The following is a 21,005-nucleotide window of genomic DNA, read 5'->3' as shown; positions in this document are numbered from 1 at the left end:
TCGCAAGCAACTACGGCGCGATCGTGGCAACGCCGTCCTTGACGGTGATGATGCCGAACTGGAAGTTCTGCTGCTTGCCGCCACCGTCGATGTCGAACTGATCGCTGGTGGGGTAGCCCAACCGGCCGCCCTCGTAGCCGACCGATCCCCATGCATCGAAGATCGGACCGTACGGGGTGGACCAGGCTCCGCTCAGCGGGCTCCAGTAGATGTTGCCCGTCTCGAACTGGTTGAAGCGCCCCCCGTCCCTGATCGGGCCGAGCTCGTTGGACTTGGGGAACCCGAGAGCTCCACCCTCCCAGCCCAATTCACCGTACTTGCCCAGAATCATGCCCTGGACCGAGTGCACACCGGCATCGGGCGAGGTGTAGATGGCACCGATCTCGAAACCCTGTACCGATCCGGGCTTGGTCGGCGTCTGAACCTCGTCGAGCACCGGGTAGCCCAGCGGCCCGCCCTCGTAGCCCTGGGCAGCCCACTCGTCGAGCACAGCACCCTTCACCACGTGTGCGCCGGTCTGCGGCGTGAAGTAGACCATTCCGTTCTGGAAGGCGTTGAATCGTCCGCGACCGTCCGGAGTTCCGATCTCGCCGGTCGTCGGGAATCCGAGTGCACCCTCGGGGCCTCTGTTGCCCTGGTAGATGCCACCGATGGCTCCGGCGACGACCTGCGCACCGGTATCGGGAGTGAAGAAGACCCGGCCGAAGGTGAAGTCCTGCGCGCGACCTCCGGCCACGTTGTACTCGGCAGTCAAGCACGGTCCGAGCCACGAGTTGGCACCGCTCGCGTTGCCGATCATGCCGGCGACGCTGCACGCGGGCTTGTCGACCTCGACTCCGAGTGCGGTGGCGAGCTGCGGCCAGAGCTGATGCAGCTCGAACTGCCAGTACGGCCACGAGTGCGTGCCCGACGGCCGGTAGTTGACCTGAGCGGGGATGCCGAGCTGGTTGAGCTTGGTGGCGAAGGACTGCGAGGTCAGGCGCGAGAGGATCTCGAGCCCCATGCCGGCGTAGTTGGTGCTCACTCCCGGAATGCCCGACGGCTGGTCGTACGGTCCGGTCGAGCCGTTGCCGCTGGAGATGTAGAGGCTGACGCCCTTCAACTTGTCGGCCAGCAGGTACGGATCGTGCTGCGCCCACAGGGAGTTGGACGGCGAGCCCCACATGGCGCTCGAGCTGTAGCCGCCCGCGTCGGTCATCGCGTACTGGATTGCCTGCGGCATGCCGAGCGAGGTGGTGGTCAGGATGCCCGAGAGCGAACCCGCGAACTTGAAGAAGCCGGGGTTGCGCGCGGCGAGGAACATCGCGGACGTACCGCCCATGGACAATCCGACGACTCCGCGGGTGTCGGTGCTGCGCCAGTCCCGCTCGAGAATGGGTGGGAGCTCCTGGGTCAGGAACGTCTCCCACTGGTAGTTCTTGCCGTTGTCCTGATCGAGCCAGTCGGAGTAGAAGCTGGACTGGCCGCCGATGGGGAGGACCACGTTGACGTTCTTGTCGGCGAAGTACGACTCGGCGTCGGTCTCGGCCGTCCAACCGTTCTCCTGGTCGGTCGCGCGCAGACCGTCGAGCATGTACACCTGCGGGAACGTGGCCTGCGGGTTGATGTTCCAGTCACGCGCGAGCAACAGCTGAACCTGGATGGGCGTTCCCATCGAGGGCGACTGGATCCACAGCGCGACGCGACGATCGGAGAGCCAGTCCACCGACGTGACGGTGGCACCGGACGTCTGCGTGTAGGCGGGGCCGGCCAGCGCGACAGGGGCCGTCCGCGCGATGGGGGCAGCGGAGGCAACGGTCGTCGTCGCGAAGGGGATCATCAGCGCGGAAGCGACGGTCAGTGCTGCTGCCGCTCGCCGAGCCCGTGTACCGGCCGATGTAGTCCGACCGAACCGAACAAGCTCAGTGCGCATGATGGTGACTCTCTTTCGACGTGACTTTCGAAGGTCTCCTATCGAGACATGCTTCGTATGTCTTTCTACACGTGCCCGATGCCGACGAGCAGCAGACGCGCTGTGACTGGTGGTGCAATTGTGAACTGAGTCGGCATGGAGACCGTGGCCGGGACCGAAAAATGCCGCCCGGCGCACAGACGCGGGGCGGCATTTCTCGAAGAACGACTACTCGATCGGTGTCAGGCGTTGAGCGCGTCCAGGATCTGGCCGCGAGCCTTCCACAACTCGGCTCCCCAGTACGGCCATGCGTGAATGCCGTTGGCCGGGAAGCTGTACGTGGCCGGGATGCCGAGAGTGTTCATGCGGATCTGGAATGCACGGGTGTTGGCGAGCGAGAGTGCCTCGAGGGCCATTCCGTTGGCGGTGTTGTAGAAATCGATCGGCGCGGCCGGGCGATCGAACTCGCCGGGCAGCCCGCTGGCTGCCGAGATGTAGAGGGACAGGCCCTCGAGTCGCGGCGCGAAGACGAACGGGTCGTTGCGCAGCCACGCCGGGTTCCAGGGCGGTCCCCACATGGAGTCGACGTTGAAGCGACCGGCGTCCAGCATGGCGACGCGGATGGCCTCGCGCATGCCGGGCGCGGAGATGTTGAGGTAGCCCGAGAGCGAACCGGCGAACTTGAACTGATCGCGGTGGTACGCGGCGAGCGTCAGTGCTGCCGAACCACCCATCGACAGTCCGAGCACACCGTTGTTGCTGCGCGAGACACCGTAGTTCTCGAGGAACGCGGGCAGCTCCTGGGTCAGGAACGTCTCCCACTTGTAGGTGACTTCCTGGCCGTTGAAGTTCGACGAGGTGTACCAGTCGCTGTAGAAGCTCGACTGACCGCCGACGGGCATGACCAGGGTCACGTCGTCGTTGGCGAACTGATCCTGCGCGTTGGTCTCGAACGTCCAGGCGTTGCGGTCGTCGCGGGCACGCAGCCCGTCGAGCAGGTAGAGAGCGGCGTTGCCGCCACGGGCCGCCCACTGGACCTGAACCTTGATGGGGCCCATCTCGGACGGGACGATCAGGTCTTCACGGCCACCGGCAGGGGTCTGATGCGCGACGGGAGCGGGTGCTGCGACAGCGACCGCTCCACCGACGACACCGGCTGCGAGGGGCAGGACGAGCGCTGCAGCACCGACGCCGAGCAGGCGCTGACGCCAGCGTGAAGACGCCTTCGGTGTTCTACTGAGGCCGGCAAATCGCATGAATCGTGCTCTCTCTCATCTACGCGGTCTCCGCGACGTGTGCGGCCCCCGGCAATCGAACAGGGCTTTCCAGGTGGCCCCTCCGGGCCGAAGGACGACGTGGTCCTGAAAAATCGGAGGTTCTGCTGTGAAACAGGCGAACCGCTCGATGGAGGTTATTCCATCGAGCGGTTCCAAGGCAAAACTGTGATCAGCGTCCCAGTTTCACCTCGACGTTTCCCCGAAACAGGAGACTATCCTGCTCGGTCCCCGCTGAACAGCCCTGAAAAGTCGTGAAGTTTCACGAAGGGCCGAGAAGCGGGCGAAACGACCGAAATGATCCGTGAGCGGGTCAGTTACCGATGTTGGCGCTCAGGTCCGGTGCCATGATGCGGATCTGCTCGCCCCAGTAACCCCACTGGTGGGTACCGACGGCCGGGAACGCGTAGGTGACGTTGTTGGCACCGATGCTGGCCATCCGGATCTGGAACGCCCGACTGTTCGCCAGTGCGATGGCCTCGAGGCCCATGCCGTTGGCGGTGTTGTAGTAGTCGATGAAGCTCCGCGGGCGATCGAGTCCGCCGGGCAGGCCGCTACCTGCGAACACCCACACGCGGGTTCCGTTGTCGCGCAGACGAGGGGCGAAGACGAACGGGTCGTTGCGCAGCCACGCCGGATCCCACGGCGGTCCCCACATCGCGTCGATGTTGTAGCGACCGGAGTCGAGCAATGCCAGACGCATGGCTTCGCGCATGCCGGGAGCGGAGATGTTCAGGTAGCCGGACAGCGAGCCCGCGTAGCTGAACTGGTCCGGGTGGTAGGCCGCGAGAGTCAGAGCAGCCGAGCCACCCATCGAGATACCGATGACGCCGTTGCGGTTGGGGTTGAAGCCCCAGTTCGCGCGCAGGTTCTCACGCAGGTTCTGCGTCAGGAAGGTCTCCCACTTGTACGTGGTCTGCTGGCCGTTGAAGTTCGACGGTGCGTACCAGTCGGAGTAGAAGCTCGACTGTCCACCCACCGGCTCGACGACGTTGATGTTCCAGGAGGCCAACACGGCACCGGCGTCGGTCTCGTGCTCCCAACCGGAGATGTCGTTGGTGGCCCGAAGACCGTCGAGGAGGTAGACGACGCGATTGGTGTTGCCGTCCGCGGCGCGCCAGACGCGGCTCTTGATCGGACCCATGCTCGAGTCCGTCCAGACGTCGATGGCATTGCCGTCGAAGGCTGCGTTGGCAGTTGCGCCACCGCCGGCTACAGCCAATCCCAGTGGGAGGACCACCGCCATCAGCATGGACGTGGCGGCGCGGCGGCCCCAGGACCCACCCCGCTTGTCCTCGGACCGGCTCTTCCTTCTACCCAGCATGCACTCGACCTCTCAGCTGCTTCATCGTCACATCGGTTACGCAATCAACGCTTGATCTCGCAAGTTCACCATGTCTGCCGTCCGACCCTCGGGTCGGTCGCACACACATCCTCAGCGCTTATCGCACCGAGGGCGGCCACCGTTACAGGATCGAGATAGCTCATCTTGGCGTCGAGACCATTTCGGCGCAACCCGGTGACCTTTTCGTGTTCGGACTCCTAATTGTCCGCCTTCAATATCGGGGCCGGAAGATCACATCGTTGTATTTCGTATTTCGGCACCCGATCGAAGCGATATCCGGCATAGAAGAGCGAACGCTTGAAATTGCGAACGAACAGATCCTTCGTCAGCGGGGCCCGATACGAGGTGAGCAGCTCCTGGGTGTCGGGGCAGGTCAACGCCACCTGAGCCTCGGTGACCCAGTCCTCGTCCATGTACCAGGGCAGGTACGGATGGACGGCGACGAGTCCGAGATCGGCCACCACCCAGTCCGGATACAGATTCTTGTCGTGCCCGATCCGGCCGTTCTCGAGCCGCTCGGTGTGCGACGCCAACGGGTATGCCAGCCCCATCTGGTCGATGACCCGCACGTCGAGGCCGACGTTCATGCTGGTCATTCCGAGGTTGAGGAAGAAGACGGTGTGACCGAATCCACCCTCGGGGATCGGCAGCGGCGGTGGAACGACATCCCAGTACGTGAACTGGGCCGAGGGCAACAGCAATCCGCCGTCGGGAGTGTCCTCGATCGCCTCGACCATTCCTCGCATCCGCGGGTAGTCGAGGTAGTCCGAGGCCAGAATCGGATGAGCGTGCCCGGTGTTGAGCGAGTAGAACGCCCGCTCGTCGACGATGCCACTACGGCCGACGATCGAGCCCTGCGGCATTCCAGTCGTGTTGGCCGCCACGACGGCCCAGATCACGATGCCGGCCCAGACGAACAGATCGGCGACGAAAACCGCTGTGGCGCGGTCTGCAGCCCAGCGTTTCGGGAGAGCGACCGGCAGCACGGAAATCGGCATCAAAAGCGTGAACAATGCCGGCAACAATGTCCGACCGTGCATGAAATCGCCGCCGACGCGAATCGAATACAAAGCCAACAGAAGGCCACTGATCAACACGAAGACGACCACGGCGGTCGGCGTCCGCAGAGCGGCGAGCCAGCCGCCGACGGTACGGGGCAGGGACAACCGCACTCGCGAGGCCGACAGCACGGCACCGACGACGAGCAGTATCAGTGGCAGCCACAGCAGATACGGGCCGACGAGGTTGGACAGGTACTCGAACCCTTGCGACCACTTGGCTCCGCCTGCATCCTTCGACACCGCGGTGTTGGGGTACGGCAGGCCGTAGTAGCCCATGCGCCAGATCTGATAGAGCACCGGCACCGCACCGGCGAAAGCGAACACTCGCAGCCTGGACAACCAACTCTGCGGAGCCAGGAAGATCATCGCCAACGCCAGCACCGCCACGATGGACAGTTCCGGACGCACCAGCGGGCCGATCCCGGCGAAGAAGGCCAGCAGCAGCAGCTCGACGCCACCCGACCGTCTTTGACCCCACCGGACCATCAGCAGCCACAGCATCGCCAACCAGAAGATGACCAGGCAGGTCTCGAGGCCGGACGTCGCGAAGTCGCGGGCGGGCGGAACCGCGATGTAGACCAGGACTCCGGCAGGCAGGAACAGAGTCTGCGACGCGGTGCGACCACGCAACGCGAACGTGCCCATCATCGCCAGAACGACGGCCGCCGTGGACAGGATCAGTGCGATCGTCAGGACGACGTACTCGAGTCGACCCTCGCTGAGCCAACTGCCCGCGTACACGAGGTAGGTCCAGATGGTGCTGGTGTTGGTTTCCACGCGCTCGCCCGCGTTGAACACCGGTCCGTTGCCTGCCAGCAGGTTGCGGACGGTACGCAGAACGATCAGGCCGTCGTCGGCGATCCAGCGGCGCTCCCACGCACCCCAGAGGAACAACGCCCCGGTGACCACGGTCCCGATCCAGAAGACGGGCCTGGTGATCGATGCCCGAGCGGAGTTCTCTTCTCGCGCGTCTCGCTGGTCAGGCGAGGTAGACAGCGACACCAACCACTCCGATCCACGCTATGGCGAGTAGCTGCAGAACCCTGTCTCCCAACGCGATCTCTTCGGGTTCGCCTGCCTCGCCGCCATCGACATCCACTGCGTATCGCAGGATTGCGATAGTAAACGGAATCATCGAGATGGCGAACCAGTTGGCACCCGTGCCCGCGTCTTCCTGGAACGCCCACAGGCCGTAACAGATGACGACGGCGGTCGCGGACAGTGTCCAGACGAATCGCAGGTACGTGGTGGTGTAGTTCTCGAGCGATTTGCGGATCTTCGCGCCGGTGCGTTCGGCCAACTGCAGCTCCGCGTAGCGCTTGCCTGCCGCCATGAACAGCGAGCCGAACGCCATGATCAGCAGGAACCACTGCGACAGCGGGATCGAGGCGGCGACGCCACCGGCGATCGCACGGAGCAGGAAGCCCGAGGAGACGATGCAGATGTCGAGCACGGCCTGGTGCTTGAGACCGAAGCAGTACGCGAGCTGAATCGCGATGTAGACGCCGATGACCAGCGCCAGTTTCCAGTTCGCGATGAACGAGAGGCCGATGGCGAGACCGAGCGAGACAACGGCCATCGCGTAGGCGATGTTGACCGGCAGTACGCCCGCGGCGATCGGCCGGAATCGCTTGGTGGGGTGGGCGCGGTCGGCTTCGACGTCCATGGCGTCGTTGACCAGGTAGACCCCGGACGCGGCGAAGCAGAACACGACGAACGCGAGCGCGACGGACAGCAGAACGTCGGGGTCGGTGACCGAGCCCGCCGCCAGCGGTGCGGCCAGCACCAGTACGTTCTTGACCCACTGACGCGGACGAAGCGCCTTGACGATGCCGTCCGCCAGGTTCTTCGGCGGTGCGCCTACGGGTGCGGCATCCTCGCTCATTTGTCTCCTTCGAACTTCACGACGGCCGCAGCCGTCAACGCGCCGAGTGCCGATCCTGCCAGCACGTCGGTGGGGTAATGGACTCCGAGCACCAAGCGCGAGAGCAGCATGGGTGGGACGAGGACCGCCGGTAACGGTAGCCCGGTCACCCGGCCGAGGAGAACCGCGGCGGCTGTGGTCGATGTCGCATGCGAGGACGGAAAGCTCAGCTTGCTGGGCGTCGAGACGTTGATGCGGACGGCCGGGTCGTGAGGACGTGGCCGGCGCACGATGCGCTTGATCACGATCGACGCGGCGTGGGAACCCACTGCCCCTACCGCCACCGAGGCCCATTGACGCCGACGCGGCCGGTCCAGTGCAGCTCCGATACCGGCGATCGCGACCCAGCCGAGGGCGTGTTCGCCGAAGTGCGACATGCCGCGGGCGACGGTGATCGCGCCGGGGGCACTGCCGACGGTGCTCTGCACCTTCTCGAGGATCCTGACTTCCGTCGGAGCCTCGGTCTGTCCCTTACGCCTGGTAACGAAAGACACGTTCCCACGTTTCCTTACTGGTCAGGTGCGGCACGGCATCGCGGTACCGGGCCTTGAGGGCGGGGAATTCGGCTGCCAACTGCTTGCGCAGCGTCAGGGCTTCCTTGAGCAGCGCCGCAGCCTGCTGACGATCCCGCTTGCGGTACACGACGCCCCGGCCGTCGGCGGTGGTGACGGTGACACCGTCGACCTGGGACAGCAGGAACCAGCGCGCGTCGAGAGTCGGGACGTTGAGCTGCGGGCGGTCGTGATGCTGGGTGTGCGCAGGCTTCGCGTTGTGCAGCAGCCCTTTTGCCAATCGGCCGATCTTGGCCAGTGGGTTGGTCGGCAGCCCGACGGCTCCCACCTCCTCACCGGACGCGAGCGGCAGTTCGGTGGAGCTGCCGACGACGACCGCGTCGGGGAACTCCTTGCGCAGTGCGTGCACGGTCGGCAGCGCGGTGGGCAGGATCTCGAGGATGTGCTCGGGGCCGGCGAGGAAGTCGCGGATCGCGAGGTTCTGGATCGCGACGGTCGAGTACTCGAGGCACAGCAGATGCTTGACCGTGGCCTTGATCGTGTCGAGCACCAGCCCCTTGCCGTCGCCCGGCATGTGCAGCGATGCGACCACCAGGCGGTTGCGCAGATGGAAGTACGCCTGCCAGTCGATGGCGTCGTCCTTGTCGCTCCACGCCATGTGCCAGATCGCCGCGCCCGGCAGCGTCACCGTCGGATAGCCGGCTTCGCGTGCGCGCAAGCCGTATTCGGCGTCGTCCCACTTGATGAACAGCGGCAGCGGTTGCCCGAGTTCCTCGGCGACGACCCGCGGAATCATGCACATCCACCAGCCGTTGTAGTCGACGTCGATGCGGCGGTGCAGCAGTTTGCTGGTACGCAGTGGATCCTCGGAGAAGTCGTGGTCGTACTCCACATTCTGTGCGCCGGTCCACATGAAGTTGCTGCGATCGATCACTTCGCCCATGACGTGCAGGTGACTGCGCGCCTGCAGGTTGAGCATCTGGCCGCCGACGAGTGTGGGGACCTTGGCGAACCGAGACATGGCAAGCGCCCGCAGAATCGAGTCGGGCTCGATCTCGATGTCGTCGTCCATGAACAGGATGTGTTGGCAGGCAGTGTTGTTCAGCGCCTCGTACATGATGCGGCTGTATCCGCCGGACCCGCCGAGGTTGGCCTGATCGTGGATGGCGAGCCTGCCGCCCAGGGCCGCGGCGGCCTCGTCGAATCCGGGCTCGTCCTTCGCCTTGCGGGTGCCCTGATCGGGCATGATCACGGCCTGGATCACGTCCAGCACCAGGGGGTCCGACCCAAGTGCGACAAGGGCTTTGACGGCGTCGGTCGGGCGATTGAAGGTGGGGATGCCGACGGCGACGGTCGCTTCCCCCGGAGCCTCGATCGGGGCGTACCAGCCCGCACTCTCGAGCACCACCTCGGAGTCGGAGGTGATGTCGAACCAGATCCAACCGCCGTCCTCGAACGGACCGAGATCGATCAGAAATTCCTGCGCCGCATCTCCGTCGACCGCCTCGCGGCCCTCGACGTGGATGCGCGACGCGTCGGCCTTGGACCGGTAGACGTCGATTCGGCAGTGGCCGGAGACCTCGACGCGGAGCACCACCGACTTCAGGACGCTGTAGCGCCGCCAGTAGCTCGCCGGGAATGCGTTGAAGTAGGTGCAGAACGACACCTCGGACTCGGAACCGATGGTGACCGAGGTTCGCGAGAGCGAGTGTGCCCGTTTGGCATTGGTGAGCGCTTCTTCGAGGTACAGCGTGCGCACGTCGAGCGGTTCACCGGAACGCGGCAGCAGTACGCGCTGCAACAACGACTTACCCAGAACCGGCGCGGCGTCGGTGATGCCGTCCTCGAGCAGGTGCTTGGCGGTCACTTGTCGCCTGCCAGAGGAGCACCGGTCTCGAAGTACGGAACCAGGGTGTTCTCGTACATGTTCAGTGCGCTCGCGATGGCCATGTGCATGTCCAGGTACTGGTACGTGCCGAGGCGTCCACCGAACAGCACTTTGCTGGACGCTGCTTCGGCCTTGGCGCGATCGCGGTAGGCCTCGAGCTTCTGCCGGTCGTCGGGGGTGTTGATCGGGTAGTACGGCTCGTCGCCGCTCTTGGCGAAGCGGGAGAACTCACGCATGATGACCGTCTTGTCGGTCGGGTACTGGCGCTCGGGGTGGAAGTGCCGGAACTCGTGGATCCGAATGAACGGCACGTCGCCGTCGTTGTAGTTCATCACCGGGGTGCCCTGGAAGTCACCCGTCGGGAGTACTTCGGTCTCGAAATCGATTGTGCGCCAGCCGAGTTCGCCCTCGGCGTAGTCGAAGTAGCGGTCCAGTGGGCCGGTGTAGACGATGGGAGCGTCGGGGCTCTCGGCCACGAGCTCGGCTTTGACGTCGAACCAGTCCGTGTTCAACCGGACCTCGATCTTCTCGTCGGCGGCCATCTTCTCGAGCCACGCTGTGTAGCCGTCGACCGGCAGGCCCTCGTAGGTGTCGTTGAAGTAGCGATTGTCGAACGTGTACCGCACCGGCAATCGGGTGATGTTGCCCGCGGGAAGATTCTTCGGATCGGTCTGCCACTGCTTGGCGGTGTAGTCCTTGATGAAAGCCTCGTAGAGCGGGCGTCCGATCAGCGAGATCGCCTTCTCCTCGAAGTTCTGCGCGTCCTTGGAGTCGAACTCGCTGGACTGCTCTTCGATGAGGGCGCGCGCCTCGGCGGGCGAGAAGTACTTGCCGAAGAACTGCGAGATCAGGCCGAGGCCCATCGGGAACTGATACGACTGGCCCTTGTGCAGAGCGAAGACACGGTGCTGGTAGCCGGTGAAGTCGGTGAACTTGTTGACGTACTCCCAGACCCGCTTGTTCGAAGTGTGGAACAGATGGGCACCGTACTTGTGAATCTCGATGCCCGTCTCGGGCTCGGCCTCGGAGTACGCGTTGCCGCCCAGGTGATGCCGCCGATCCAGCACGAGGACACGCTTACCCAACTGGGATGCCGCCCGCTCCGCCACGGTCAGTCCGAAGAACCCGGATCCGACGACGATGAGGTCGTATCGGCCGGTCACGGAGGCGTCGGAAGAGGTGGTCTCGGGGCTTACAGCAGTCACGGGCAACCAGGGTATCCGACGATCGTGACCGCTCTGCCCCTCCAGGTGCACATCGGCGGGCCCGGTGTCATCGAACGGAACGTCGGAGCAGGTAGGTGTCCATCACCCAGCCGTGCTGGGACTTGACCTGCTCGCGGGCGCTGCGGATCTCACCGAGCACGTCGTCGAGCGGACCTGCCACCAGCTTCTCGTCCACCGTTCCCAGATTGGCACCCCAGTGGATGTCCCATCCTGCGCCGGTCAGCGCGCTGCAGGCCAGCTTGCCGTCGAGCATGACCACGAGGTTGTCGAGGCCAGCGGCGACGTCGCCCGCCAAGTTTCTGCCGGTGGTGATGACGATCGGTCCGCCGATGCGGTTGAGAACGAGGCGATGACTCGCCGCCAGCATCGACACGCTGGAGACACCGGGTGTGACATCGAACTCGATGTCGCCGCGCAACGCGGCCAGCCGCTCGACGACGCGGATGGTGCTGTCGTAGAGCGCGGGGTCGCCCCAGACGAGAAACCCCACGACGGTGCCTCGGTCGAGACCGTCGAGCACATCGGCGTAGGCGCGGGCGCGGGCGTCGTGCCAATCGAGGACCGCGGTCTCGTATTGCCGGGGTGATCGGTCCCGCGGCGGGTCGGGTACCTCGATCACCCGGTAGCTGCCGCCGTGGTGACGCTCGAGTATTTCCTGCCTGGCCGCCCCGAGATCGCCGACCGATGCGCCCTTGTCGGCCACGACGAACACATCCACCGCCCGCAGCTTCTGGATCGCCTGGACGGTGATCTGATCGGGGTGGCCACCGCCGATGCCGATCAGGTGAATCCTCACGATCGGTCCCGGCACGCGTCGTAGAGGTGAGATTCGGTGACGACGCGTCGAGCCAGGGCAGGCCCCACCAGAATCACCGCTGCCTGCCGCAGGTCGGCGGCCTCGACCTGGTCGGCGATATCGGCCAGAGTGCCGCGCAGGATCAGCTCGTCCGGCTTGCTGGCGTGGAAAACGACGGTGGCCGGGCACTCCGGACCGTAGAACTCCGTCAGTTCCTCGGTCAGGATGCGCGTGCGGGTGATCGCGAGGTGCAGCGCCAGGGTCGCGCGGGTGGCGGCGAAGTTCTTCAGCGCCTCGGTATCGGGCATCGCCGTCGAGCGGGCCTGCGCGCGAGTGAGCACCACCGACTGCGTCACTTCGGGAACCGTCAGCTCGACGCCCAGTGCGGCGGCTGCGGCCGCGTAGGCCGGAACGCCGGGGGTGACGTCCCAGGGCACGCCTGCCGCGTCGAGTCGAGCGGACTGTTCGGCCAGGGCGGAATAGAGGGACGGATCCCCCGAGCACAGGCGAGCGACGTCCTCGCCGCGTTCGTGGGCGGCGACCAGCTCACCGGTGATGGCGTCGAGATCGAGCTTCGCGGTGTCGACCAGGCGGGTGCCTGCCGAGCAGTGGTCGAGGATCGCGTCGTCGATGTAGGTACCGGCGTAGACGCAGACCGGGCTCGATCGCAGGAACTCGACGGCCCGCAGCGTGAGCAGGTCGGCAGCGCCCGGTCCGGCTCCGATGAAGTGCACAGTCACAGCTCGAAAGCGTAGGTGACGCGCCCGACGCGCCGCGCCACCGGAACTTCCCGGGGATGGCTAACTGTCAAGCTAAGGTTTAGCCTTGTGTCTGATGGGACTCATGTTGCTGATGTGATTCATGTTGTTCAGCAATCAGAGATCCTACGACGCGTACCTACCAACAACCAGGGAGTACCGCCTTGCCGAACCGTCGAACGAAGCCGTCGATCGTTCTCGGTGCTGTCGCACTACTGGCCGTCGCGACCCCCTTCGCGGTCGCAGGCCTCACCGACAGCACGACAACCGGAGTTCGACCGGCCAACGAGACAACCCCCGTCACTGTGCCGACCAAGATCGTCGAGACCGCGCTGAGCGCTGCACCGGACATCGTGATTCCGCTGCAGGAGCTCACCGGACTGCCGTTGCCCGATCTGCGGCTCTCCGATCTGAAGTACCTGCCGCTGCCGGATTCCATCGTGATCCCGCCGATCGAGATCCCCGACATCCCGGGTCTCACCACCCCGGCCCCGGGCAACGCGACCGCACAGGCCCCGATTCCTCGGGTGGACGCCTCTGCACCGGTGAACCCCGAAGCCGCCGATCCGACCGGTCCGCCACTCGGTGCCGCGGTCAAGGAGATCACGCAGGACACCCCGTTCAGCATGGTGGCCCTGACCTCCGAGCAGCTCGACGGTGCTTCCGCTCAGATCCGCCGGCAACTGGAGGACGGCTCCTGGGGCCCGTGGCTGCAAACCGCGCCGGTCGATACCACTGCGAGCGACGCCGTTCCCGCTGCGGAAAAGCAGGGCACCGAACCGATCTTCGTCGGACTGACCGAGGCCGTGCAGGTATTGCTGACGCCGATGACGAGCAGTGCAGCTCCCGAAAGCTTCGCAACTGCACCGGTTCCCGAGGTTCCGGTCGTCGAACTGCCTGCTCCCGGCGCTCCGGCCGAGGTTCCCGCTGCCGCGGAACAGCCCTTGGGCTACACCCCGGCGTCATCGAGCAAGCCACTGCGCCAACAGGATCCGGCTCCGGCCGATCCCGCGGCCCCGGCACCCGAGTCCGACAGCTCGGCCGAACAGCTGGCCGCGGCCGTGAACGACATCAGCGCGGTACTCATCACCCCCGGCACGTCGCCCGCCGACTCGGCACTGAGCGACCTCGCCACGCCCGTCGCCGGTGACGCAGGCCCGAACGTGATCACCCGCGCTCAGTGGGGTGCCGACGAGTCGATCCGTTGCGCCACACCGACGATCGACGACTTCATCGGTGGTGCCACCGTGCACCACACCGCAGGCAGCAACGACTACTCCAAGTCCGAATCGGCCGAAATCGTCCGAGCCATCTACGCGTACCACGCGCAGACGCTCGGCTGGTGCGACATCGGGTACAACGCCATCGTCGACAAGTACGGTCAGATCTTCGAGGGCCGCGCGGGCGGTCTGGACAAGCCGGTTCAGGGTGCCCATGCGGGCGGGTTCAACGAGAACACCGTCGGTGTGGCCATGATGGGCGACTACTCCAACGAGGTTCCCTCGCAGGAGACCATCGATTCGGTCGGCAAGTTCCTCGGATGGCGACTGGGCAAGGCCGGTCTCGACCCCAAGGGGACCACCACGATGACCTCGGAGGGAACGAATTTCACGTTCGTCGGCAAGGGCAAGAGCATCGACCTGCCGGTGATCTTCGGTCACCGCGACGTCGGCAACACCGAATGCCCGGGTGACGCCGGATACGCGCGGCTCGGAGAGATCCGCGACATCGCTGCGGCGAACCTCGGCGGCGGCGGAGATGCCACTCCGGTCTCGCCCGACGTGACCGACACAGCTCCCGATACCGCAGTGACCGACGCGGCACCGTCCCGTCCGGGCACCGACGTCAGTTCCACTCTGGGCGAGAACATCCCGGCCCTGGTCGCCGAGTTGCAGCGTCTGGCGTCGACCAGTCCCGTCGCTCAGAAGTGGTTGTCCTCGGGTGGCGAAACCGGTGCGCTGGGCGTACCGGTGAGCGGTCTGGTGCAGGTCAGCGGTGGCCGCGAGAAGGCGCAGTTCGCCAACGGTGAGATCATCACCAACATGGCAGGCCAGGCCGTGGCCGTCATCGGCAAGATCTTCCAGCAGTACGTGCAGCAGGGTGGCGTCGACGGCGTGCTCGGTCTGCCGCTCACCGACGAGTTCCGGGTGCCGGAGGGGCTCCGGACCGACTTCGAGAACGGCTCGTTGATCTTCAACGAGCTCACCGGAATCGTGACCACGGTGATCAAGACGTACAACGACACCTACAACGCGGAGATGCAGAACCCCGTTGCAGCACCGGTGGAACCGGCTCCTGTGCCCGCTCCCGCACCGGAGCCCGCACCCGCAGGCTGAGATTCACCAGCGAAAGGGCCGAGTCACCGTGGTGACTCGGCCCTTTCGCGTTCCGGTACAACACCTTCGTGCCCAGCGTGGCGACGCGTCACCACCAACGTTCGAGGACGTGCGCCACTCCGTCTTCTGCGTTGGTGACAGTCACCTCGTTCGCCGCCGCGACGGCAGCCGGATGCGCGTTACCCATCGCGACACCCAGTCCCACCATCGTCAACATCGGGACGTCGTTGGGCATGTCGCCGAAGGCCACGATGTCCTTCACGTCCACCGACAGGGTCTCGGCGACCTTGGCAAGACCCGACGCCTTGGTGATTCCCGGTGCCGAGAGCTCGATCAGTCCGTTGTCGGTGGAGAACGTCAGGTCGGCGCGACCGGAGATCAGCGGGGACAGGATGTCTGCCATGTGTCCGCTGGTGGAGCCGGAAAGACGAATCAGCAGCTTGACGGCCGGAACGTCGACCACGTCGTCCTCGGTCATCTCGACGTTGTCCGGGTTCAGCCAGGCGTGCTCGTAGCCCGGGGAGCTGACGAACTGCGGGGTGGCCGAGTCGTGTGCCGTCCGGCCCACCCGCTCCGCGGCCAGCCCGCAGCCCGGCAGCGCGCGATAGGCGACGTCGGCCAGCCACTGCAGTGTCTGCACCGAGAGCGTCTCGGCGCTGAGCACGCGATCGTTGGCGGCGTCGTAGATGACCGCTCCGTTGGCGCACACCGACATCGGCGCGTATCCCAACTGATCGACGACAGGGTGGATCCACCGCGGCGGGCGGCCGGTGGACAGCACGAACGGCACGCCGTCGGCGACGACGGCCGACACAGCACGCCTGGTGCGTTCGGTGACACGCTCGTGCTGGTCGAGCAGAGTGCCGTCGACGTCGCTGGCGACGAGACGGGGGGCGAGGCGGGTGGTGTTCGGCGCGTTGGTCATCGTGACGTCATTCTGCCCTAGTGTCGAGGTGACCTGTCTTCGACGTGGAAGGAACGGTAGATGACGTCTGTGAACCGTCAGATCCGATTGGCTCAGCGCCCGGTGGGACGTCCCGACGAGTCGACGTGGAACCTCACCGAGGAACCGATTCCCACGCCGGGCGACGGCGAGTTCGTCGTCACCGTCGACTACGTCTCTCTCGACCCGGCGATGCGGGGCTGGCTCAACGATGCGCGCTCGTACGTACCGCCCGTCGGGATCGGCGAGGTGATGCGGGCGCACGCCGTGGGACGGGTGCTGGAATCCCACCACCCCGATTATGCTGTCGGAGAGATCGTTTCGGGCTCGTTCGGCGTCACCGAGCACGCACTGTCGGACGGCACGGGGGTGCAGAAGGTCGACGAATCCATCGCACCGGCACCCACGTGGCTCGGAGCGCTCGGCTTTCCAGGACTGACGGCGTACTTCGGCCTGATGGACGTCGGCAAGCTCACCGAGGGCGACACCGTGGTGATCTCCGGAGCCGCGGGCGCCGTGGGCAGCATCGCGGGCCAGATTGCAAAAGCCAAGGGAGCCACTGTGATCGGCATTGCGGGTGGTCCCGAGAAGTGCGCGTGGCTCACCGAGGAACTGGGTTTCGACGCCGCGATCGACTACAAGAACGAGTCGGTGTACAAGGGCCTGAAGGCGGCTGCACCCGAGGGCATCGACGTGTATTTCGACAACGTCGGCGGTGAGATCCTCGACGCGGCCCTCTCACGGCTGCGCAAGGGAGCGCGAGTGGTGTTGTGCGGAGCCATCTCCGGCTACAACGCCACCGATCCGCAACCCGGCCCGGCGCACTACCTGTCCCTGTTGATCAATCGGGCGTCGATGACGGGCTTCATCATCTTCGACTACCTCGATCGTTACCAGGAGGGCATCGACGCACTGTCCGAACTGCTCACCAGCGGCAAGATGACGGCGCGGGAGCAGATCGAGATCGGCGGCGTCCCCGCCTTCGGATCGACACTGAACCTGCTGTTCGACGGAGCCAACACCGGCAAACTGGTCCTCGAGGTCGGAGAACGCACCCACGATTCGGAATTATGAGGACGCCTCGTTCGTTGAACCCCACGTATCGATCGATAAAGAGCTAGGAGAGCAACGATGTCTGCAGCCACCGAAACCGCCATTCTCGCCGGAGGATGCTTCTGGGGAGCCGAAGAGCTCGTCCGCAAGCTCCCGGGCGTGATCTCCACCCGCGTCGGCTACACCGGCGGCGAGGTCCCCAACGCGACCTACCGCAACCACGGCAACCACGCCGAGGGACTGGAGGTCGTCTACGACCCCACCCAGACGACGTACCGCGATCTGCTCGAGTTCTTCTTCCAGATCCACGACCCCACCACCAAGAACCGTCAGGGCAACGACATCGGTGCCAGCTACCGCTCGGCCATCTTCTACCTCACCGACGAGCAGAAGCGCGTCGCCGAGGACACCATTGCCGACGTCGACGCGTCGGGACTGTGGCCGGGCAAGGTCGTCACCGAGGTGACCGCGGCCGGAGATTTCTGGGAAGCCGAGCCCGAGCACCAGGACTACCTGCAGAAGTACCCCGAGGGTTACACCTGCCACTGGGTGCGCCCGGAGTGGAAGCTGCCGCGTCGGGCCGACGCCTGACGGTCCAGCGGCTGCGCCCCGAGTGCGCGGGCGGGGCCTGCGGTCGTCCCGCAGGCTCCATCCCGGTCTCGTAGCAAGGGTCGAACTACCGCGCACACGGGAGCCGAACTTGCGACACTGATGCGGTGACCTCCGACAGAACCCCTCGGTCGATGGCCGACGTCCTTCGTTCGCCGCGTTTCTGGCTCGCGCCCATCCTGGTGGTCTCGGCCCTGATGTCGTTTCTCGCCGCGCTGTATCTGGGCGGCATGCTCGACCCCAGGGGCAATCTGCACGACCTACCCATCGCAATCGTCAACCAGGACGAGGGCGACACCCTCGCGGGCGAGCAACGCAACATAGGCAACGACATCGTCGAGGGTCTGCTACAGAACGTCGATCCGGACAAGGTCGATTTCATGGAAGTCGGCCCGGCGCAGGCACAATCGCTGCTGTCGACGGCCGAGGCCTACGGTTCCATCGTCATTCCCAGCGATTTCACCAAGCGAATGGGAATCCTCGCTCAGGCGAGCGTGATTCCCGGGGACGTCGAGAAGCCGATCATCACGGTCTACACCAATCCACGCGCGGGCAGTTTCGGAATGTCACTCGTGACCGGTGTCGCAACACCGGCGTTCGAGTCGGTCAATGAAACTGTGGGACAGCAGATCACCGAACAGGTACGCCAACAGCTCGGCGAGACTCAGCTCGCCGGTGCAAGTGCTCTCACCCTCGCGCAGCCGATCGATGTGATCGTTGCCCAGTACGATCCTCTGCCCGACGGCACCGGCGGTGGCCTGTCCGCCTTCTACTACGCGCTCTTGCTCGTCCTGGCGGGGTTCACGGGTGCGACCATCGTCAGCGCACTCGTCGACGGCCTGCTCGGATTCACGCCCACAGAGATCGGTCCCAAGTACATCCATCGGGGACCGACCCTGATCAACCGCTTCCAGACGCTGCTCGTGAAGTGGCTCGTCATGGTCGTACTGGCCATGCTGGTGTCTGCCCTGTATCTGCTGATCAGCCATCTGCTCGGTATGCCGATCACCCACGCCTGGACCCTGTGGATGTACGGCGCGTTCGCGATCACCGCGGTCGGCATCACGGCATTGGCGGTGATGTCCGCATTCGGCACGGCAGGACTGCTGATCAATCTGATCGTGTTCATCATCCTGGCGTTGCCGTCCTCGGGTGGCACCATTCCCCTCGAAGCCAGCCCGCGGCTCTTCACCTGGCTCGCGCAGTTCGAGCCGATGCATCAGATCTTCCTCGGCACCCGCTCGATCCTGTACTTCAACGCCTCACTCGACGCAGGCCTGCTGCACTCGGTGGGGATGACGTCCCTCGGACTGCTCATCGGGCTCGTGTTCGGCGTGGTGTTCACCCGCATCTACGACCGCAAAGGCCTCGACCGGAGCCTCGATTCACCGGGCGCTCTCAGCTGACGCCAGTACACTCGCTCCAATGCTTGCTGTGAACACGGCCGGGAGCGTGGCACCACGACGCGCCTTCCACGCTTACCTCGACGTCGCCATCGTCGTCCTCGTACTCGTGGGCACCAACCTCATCGCGCACTTCACCACGGTGTGGGCCAGCATCGCGACGGTTCCGATCGCCGCTGTTCTGCTGGTCGTCCTGGCGAACCGTCGCGGTCTGGGGTGGGCCGAACTGGGACTGTCTCCCAAGCAGTGGAAGACCGGATCTCTGTACGCACTCGGAGCCGTCGGGGTCGTCCTCACCGTCGTCGCGATCGGTGCGTTGCTGCCGCTGACTCGGCCGTTCTTCATGGCCGACCGATACGCAACCGTATCCGCCGCCATCGTCGCGTCGATGATCGTCATTCCGCTGCAGACCGTCATCCCGGAGGAACTCGCATTCCGCGGGGTTCTGCACGGCACGCTCGGGCGCATCTACGGAGCTCGCGGCGTGTTCGCTGCAGGATCTCTACTGTTCGGTCTGTGGCACATCGCGTCGTCGCTCGGGCTGACGGCGGGCAACGTGGGGCTGAGCGGGTTTCTCGGCGGCGGGCTGTTCGGGCAGATCGTCGGTATAGCGCTGGCCGTGGTGGCCACTGCGGCGGCGGGTGTGGTGTTCACGTGGCTGCGCAGCCGTAGCGGAAGTTTGATCGCCCCTATCGCCCTGCACTGGTCGTTGAACGGACTCGGCGCGCTGGCTGCCGCTCTGGTCTGGCACGCGTCGGTGAGCTGACGAGCATGGGCGAGCCGACCAGCATGAAAGACGAGCTGCACCAGTACCTGCGGATCGCCCGCGAGAACATGCTGTGGAAGCTCGACGGCCTCACCGAGTACCAGAAACGACGGCCGATGACGCCGACTGGGACGAATCTCCTGGGGCTGATCAAGCACCTGGCGATCGTCGAATACGGCTACTTCGGCCTCACCTTCGGCCGAGAATTCCCGGCCCGATTCACCGAACTGGAAAAATCAGCTGTCGCGCAAGCGAACTCCGATATGTGGGCCGCCGCCGATGAACCCTCAGAGCTCATCGTCGACCTGTACCGCGAGGCCTGGCTTCACGCCGACAAGACCATCGAATCGAACGACCTCGATACCGTCGGACGCGTACTGCACTGGCCCGCCGAGAAGCAGGAAGTCACGTTGCACCGCGTACTGGTGCATGTGTGCATCGAAACGAATCGACATGCCGGACACGCAGACATCGTGCGCGAGCTCATCGACGATTCCGTCGGGCTGCGACTGGGGAACGAAAACATGACCGACGGCGACGCAGCATGGTGGGCGGCCTATCGAGATGAACTGGAACGTGTTGCGCGAGAAGCTGATCAGTAATTCGCTTTGAGCATCGCCCCCCCGGACTGCTCGGCCACCGAGATTCGGTGCATCTGCGTTCATCGATCCCCTACCATGGGGTACCGACAAGTTCGGATCAGCGAATAGTTAAGCAGGACAACAGTTTTCGATTCAACCATGATTGACAGTCGAACGCACGTTCGATACACTTCATGGCATGACCACAGCGATCTGGCAACTGAGCGAGGCAGAACTCCTCGCCGAGTCTGCTGTGGTCTCCCACCAGATCCAGCTGCTCGAAGCCCGGCGGATCGCTCTCGTCGCCGAGATCGACACCCGCGTGAGCCGGGAGAAGCTCGGCTTCCCCGGCCCCGCAGGCTGGCTCACCTCCACCACCCTGCTCTCACCGTCCAAGGCCACCAAGATCGTTGCCCTCGCCCGCGGACTGAAGAACTTCCCCGACATCGCCGACGCCGTGAACGCAGGAGTCATGTCCGTCGATCACGCCGCGTTGATCCTCACCTTCGCCGAAACCCCACCGAAGAACCTCCCGCAGAAAGGCCAGGACATAGCGCGGAAAGCGATGATCGCCGCCGCGACCGGGCCCGACGCACGCACCGGCCGGATCCGCGAAGCCATCACCAACCTCAACGACAG

General features: G+C 65.1%; 18 protein-coding genes. 7 read left to right on the top strand and 11 right to left on the bottom strand.

Going from position 1 to position 21,005, the window contains the following annotated elements; all coding sequences use genetic code 11:
- Positions 1-10: 10 nt before the first annotated feature.
- The 10 genes from CH296_RS10815 to cobM form a co-directional block, all read right to left on the bottom strand.
- Positions 11-1,912: an alpha/beta hydrolase-fold protein gene (locus tag CH296_RS10815; RefSeq protein WP_082073872.1), complete on the bottom strand. Its 1,902-nt coding sequence runs from the start codon at positions 1,910-1,912 to the stop codon at positions 11-13.
- A 221-nt stretch (positions 1,913-2,133) separates the two neighbouring features.
- Entirely contained in the window at positions 2,134-3,147 is a 1,014-nt protein-coding gene (locus CH296_RS10810) for an alpha/beta hydrolase family protein (protein WP_045197995.1), read from the bottom strand.
- Between the two features lie 331 nt (positions 3,148-3,478).
- Complete coding sequence (locus tag CH296_RS10805; protein WP_176459410.1) at positions 3,479-4,489, bottom strand: alpha/beta hydrolase family protein; 1,011 nt, start codon at positions 4,487-4,489, stop codon at positions 3,479-3,481.
- Between the two features lie 218 nt (positions 4,490-4,707).
- Positions 4,708-6,573, bottom strand: coding sequence for a flagellar motor control protein ZomB (gene zomB / locus CH296_RS10800; RefSeq protein ID WP_094684699.1), 1,866 nt, complete (start codon positions 6,571-6,573; stop codon positions 4,708-4,710).
- Positions 6,551-7,456, bottom strand: coding sequence for a decaprenyl-phosphate phosphoribosyltransferase (locus CH296_RS10795; protein WP_045197991.1), 906 nt, complete (start codon positions 7,454-7,456; stop codon positions 6,551-6,553). Before CH296_RS10795 ends, zomB begins: the two co-directional genes overlap by 23 nt.
- Complete coding sequence (locus CH296_RS10790) at positions 7,453-7,989, bottom strand: phosphatase PAP2 family protein (RefSeq protein ID WP_052049813.1); 537 nt, start codon at positions 7,987-7,989, stop codon at positions 7,453-7,455. The genes CH296_RS10795 and CH296_RS10790 overlap by 4 nt, the downstream gene beginning before the upstream one ends.
- The gene (locus CH296_RS10785; protein ID WP_032396439.1) at positions 7,967-9,874 is read right to left on the bottom strand and encodes a glycosyltransferase; all 1,908 of its coding nucleotides are present in this window, start codon (positions 9,872-9,874) and stop codon (positions 7,967-7,969) included. The genes CH296_RS10790 and CH296_RS10785 overlap by 23 nt, the downstream gene beginning before the upstream one ends.
- Positions 9,871-11,100: a UDP-galactopyranose mutase gene (glf, locus tag CH296_RS10780; protein WP_179273157.1), complete on the bottom strand. Its 1,230-nt coding sequence runs from the start codon at positions 11,098-11,100 to the stop codon at positions 9,871-9,873. Before glf ends, CH296_RS10785 begins: the two co-directional genes overlap by 4 nt.
- 67 nt (positions 11,101-11,167) lie before the next feature.
- The gene (cobF, locus tag CH296_RS10775; RefSeq protein ID WP_217901435.1) at positions 11,168-11,920 is read right to left on the bottom strand and encodes a precorrin-6A synthase (deacetylating); all 753 of its coding nucleotides are present in this window, start codon (positions 11,918-11,920) and stop codon (positions 11,168-11,170) included.
- A complete protein-coding gene (gene cobM / locus CH296_RS10770; protein ID WP_094631869.1) occupies positions 11,914-12,657 on the bottom strand; it encodes a precorrin-4 C(11)-methyltransferase in 744 nt (247 codons plus the stop codon). The genes cobF and cobM overlap by 7 nt, the downstream gene beginning before the upstream one ends.
- 182 nt (positions 12,658-12,839) lie before the next feature.
- Between cobM and CH296_RS10765 the strand changes: the two genes are divergently transcribed.
- The gene (locus CH296_RS10765) at positions 12,840-15,011 is read left to right on the top strand and encodes an N-acetylmuramoyl-L-alanine amidase (protein WP_094684698.1); all 2,172 of its coding nucleotides are present in this window, start codon (positions 12,840-12,842) and stop codon (positions 15,009-15,011) included.
- 88 nt (positions 15,012-15,099) lie between these two features.
- Here CH296_RS10765 and CH296_RS10760 read toward each other — a convergent pair whose 3' ends face one another.
- Positions 15,100-15,936, bottom strand: coding sequence for a Cof-type HAD-IIB family hydrolase (locus tag CH296_RS10760; protein WP_045197985.1), 837 nt, complete (start codon positions 15,934-15,936; stop codon positions 15,100-15,102).
- Between the two features lie 60 nt (positions 15,937-15,996).
- On the opposite strand from CH296_RS10760, the gene CH296_RS10755 reads away from it, so the two are divergent.
- The 6 genes from CH296_RS10755 to CH296_RS10730 form a co-directional block, all read left to right on the top strand.
- Positions 15,997-17,028, top strand: coding sequence for an NADP-dependent oxidoreductase (locus CH296_RS10755; RefSeq protein WP_094646371.1), 1,032 nt, complete (start codon positions 15,997-15,999; stop codon positions 17,026-17,028).
- A 57-nt stretch (positions 17,029-17,085) separates the two neighbouring features.
- The gene (gene msrA, locus CH296_RS10750) at positions 17,086-17,598 is read left to right on the top strand and encodes a peptide-methionine (S)-S-oxide reductase MsrA (RefSeq protein ID WP_032396445.1); all 513 of its coding nucleotides are present in this window, start codon (positions 17,086-17,088) and stop codon (positions 17,596-17,598) included.
- A gap of 152 nt (positions 17,599-17,750) precedes the next feature.
- On the top strand, positions 17,751-19,022 hold the full coding sequence (locus CH296_RS10745; protein WP_094684697.1) for a YhgE/Pip domain-containing protein: 1,272 nt from the start codon (positions 17,751-17,753) through the stop codon (positions 19,020-19,022).
- Between the two features lie 19 nt (positions 19,023-19,041).
- Entirely contained in the window at positions 19,042-19,785 is a 744-nt protein-coding gene (locus tag CH296_RS10740; RefSeq protein ID WP_032396447.1) for a CPBP family intramembrane glutamic endopeptidase, read from the top strand.
- A 5-nt stretch (positions 19,786-19,790) separates the two neighbouring features.
- Positions 19,791-20,387: a DinB family protein gene (locus tag CH296_RS10735; protein WP_256980413.1), complete on the top strand. Its 597-nt coding sequence runs from the start codon at positions 19,791-19,793 to the stop codon at positions 20,385-20,387.
- A gap of 178 nt (positions 20,388-20,565) precedes the next feature.
- Positions 20,566-21,005 (top strand): DUF222 domain-containing protein (locus CH296_RS10730; RefSeq protein ID WP_143546349.1); only part of this gene is annotated, 440 nt, incomplete at its 3' end.

The sequence above is a fragment of the Rhodococcus sp. 14-2496-1d genome (genome assembly GCF_002259365.1).
Classification (GTDB): domain Bacteria; phylum Actinomycetota; class Actinomycetes; order Mycobacteriales; family Mycobacteriaceae; genus Rhodococcoides.
Note: the sequence above shows the minus strand (reverse complement) of the source record. Positions and strands in the feature narration are given on the sequence as shown.

Coding starts and splice junctions, on each gene's coding strand:
- CH296_RS10815 (WP_082073872.1), bottom strand. CDS start 1,912: ATGCGCACTGAGCTTGTTCGGTTCGGTCGGACTACATCGGCCGGTACA.
- CH296_RS10810 (WP_045197995.1), bottom strand. CDS start 3,147: ATGCGATTTGCCGGCCTCAGTAGAACACCGAAGGCGTCTTCACGCTGG.
- CH296_RS10805 (WP_176459410.1), bottom strand. CDS start 4,489: ATGCTGGGTAGAAGGAAGAGCCGGTCCGAGGACAAGCGGGGTGGGTCC.
- CH296_RS10795 (WP_045197991.1), bottom strand. CDS start 7,456: ATGAGCGAGGATGCCGCACCCGTAGGCGCACCGCCGAAGAACCTGGCG.
- CH296_RS10760 (WP_045197985.1), bottom strand. CDS start 15,936: ATGACCAACGCGCCGAACACCACCCGCCTCGCCCCCCGTCTCGTCGCC.
- CH296_RS10755 (WP_094646371.1), top strand. CDS start 15,997: ATGACGTCTGTGAACCGTCAGATCCGATTGGCTCAGCGCCCGGTGGGA.
- msrA (WP_032396445.1), top strand. CDS start 17,086: ATGTCTGCAGCCACCGAAACCGCCATTCTCGCCGGAGGATGCTTCTGG.
- CH296_RS10745 (WP_094684697.1), top strand. CDS start 17,751: ATGGCCGACGTCCTTCGTTCGCCGCGTTTCTGGCTCGCGCCCATCCTG.
- CH296_RS10740 (WP_032396447.1), top strand. CDS start 19,042: ATGCTTGCTGTGAACACGGCCGGGAGCGTGGCACCACGACGCGCCTTC.
- CH296_RS10735 (WP_256980413.1), top strand. CDS start 19,791: ATGGGCGAGCCGACCAGCATGAAAGACGAGCTGCACCAGTACCTGCGG.